Genomic DNA, 1,611 nt, shown 5'->3' with positions numbered 1-1,611 from the left:
AGCCTGCAAATAAAAAGTCAAGGCTAGATTGAAAGAACATTGAAAATTTTATACAGGTTGAAAATTGGGTATCAAAATAAGACCACCACACCAGTGCTGGTCTGAAAATATTAGTGGATAATTAAGATTCTGGAAGAGATGAAAGATATTCTTTCACTCGTCCGTAGTAGATTCTTAGAAATTTGTTGGCACCTGCAGTCATATAGACATAGTAAGGCTTGCCTTGAGCACGTTTCTTATCTAAGAACTGATAAACAGGATCATCTTGAGGATGCGTTTTAATTAGGACATCCATTACCTGAAATAAAGTCTTTCTTAGATCAGAGGAACCTCGTTTTGAGGTTGGAACACTTTTTTGTTCATGGGTTCCGGATTCATTAACGCCAGGATCTACACCGGCAAATGCAGTAATAGCACTTTTGTGAGTGAAACGGGAAACATCTCCGATCTCAGCCATCAACTGAGGACCAAGTGAAGTTCCAACCCCTTTCATAGCCATAACGACAGGATATTCCGGGAGTTTGGATGCAGTTTCATTCATGAGAGTGCGTAGTGATTCAACAGTTGTAGAGGCACTGTTAAGCTGGTCTACAGCCTGCTTGATAATAAGCTTTGTAATGGCATCCTTTGGAAGTACGGGAACAAGTTCCTTTGCTTTTCCATAGATTTCTTCAGCTTTTGACTGACTGAAGTTGTACTTCTTGCGTTTGCACCAGTTTTGATAATGGTCGATAAAGGCATTCAGGGACATTTTACGGACACAGTCCACATGCCAGTATGTAGATGCAAAATCAACCCATTTCTGGCTACCGTCACTGCGTGCAGGACTGTCAAAGTAAGTATTCACACCAGGATAGGTTTGGTCAAGGATGCCGATAAGATTATTTTTCATAGCCGTCTTGTGTTTCATGTAAAAGCCGAACTGACGGTTCATGGTTTTGAGCTGATTGCGTAATTCATCCATAACATTATACTGTTTAAGATTTTGCCATTTGTCAAGAGCATATCGGGCAATCTTAACAGCATCCGCTTTATCAGATTTCACTTTACGAAGGGAATCATTATCAAAGTCTTTGATAAGTTTTGGGTTAATGGCACTGACGAAAAGATTTGCCTCTGAAAGCTGATGGGCGAGGACTTCATAATAACGTCCTGTGTGCTCCATAACGATTCGGGACTCACCTTCAACAGAGTTGATGAGTTCTACAAGTGAATGGATATCACTGGCTGTGTGTTTGATTTCGAAAGGTGCGGAAACAATTTCACCGAAAGGTCGCATGATAGCAACCATACTCTTACCTTTTGAAACATCGATACCTACTGCGTTCATAAATTTGTCACTCCTTAAGATTATTGCAATGGATAAATACCAGTTTTACTCATTGCCTATTCAATCTACTGTGGTGTGACACGAATGCACATATAGCGATTCAACCTGCATAAAACGAACGCTGCGAATGAGGAACTGGTTATCAGTCTTAATTACGGACGCGAAGTCCAAGAAAGAATCCGATATACCAATTGCTCCATCATTATACAGCTTAAGCAACGAGATGGATAAATCCTTACTGGCTGTAAGGGATATTAACCATAAATATATTGTAGTAGAAA

General features: G+C 40.0%; 1 protein-coding gene. It reads right to left on the bottom strand.

The window, feature by feature from the left end:
* Positions 1 to 121 precede the first annotated feature (121 nt).
* Positions 122 to 1,330, bottom strand: coding sequence for an IS110 family RNA-guided transposase (locus tag ACYQ5K_RS11355; protein ID WP_195231713.1), 1,209 nt, complete (start codon positions 1,328 to 1,330; stop codon positions 122 to 124).
* Between the last annotated feature and the right edge of the window lie 281 nt (positions 1,331 to 1,611).

The organism is Allocoprococcus similis, assembly GCF_054660775.1.
The sequence above is the reverse complement of the archived record's forward strand: the minus strand, read 5'-3'. Positions and strand labels throughout refer to the sequence as shown.

Coding starts and splice junctions, on each gene's coding strand:
- ACYQ5K_RS11355 (WP_195231713.1), bottom strand. CDS start 1,330: ATGAACGCAGTAGGTATCGATGTTTCAAAAGGTAAGAGTATGGTTGCT.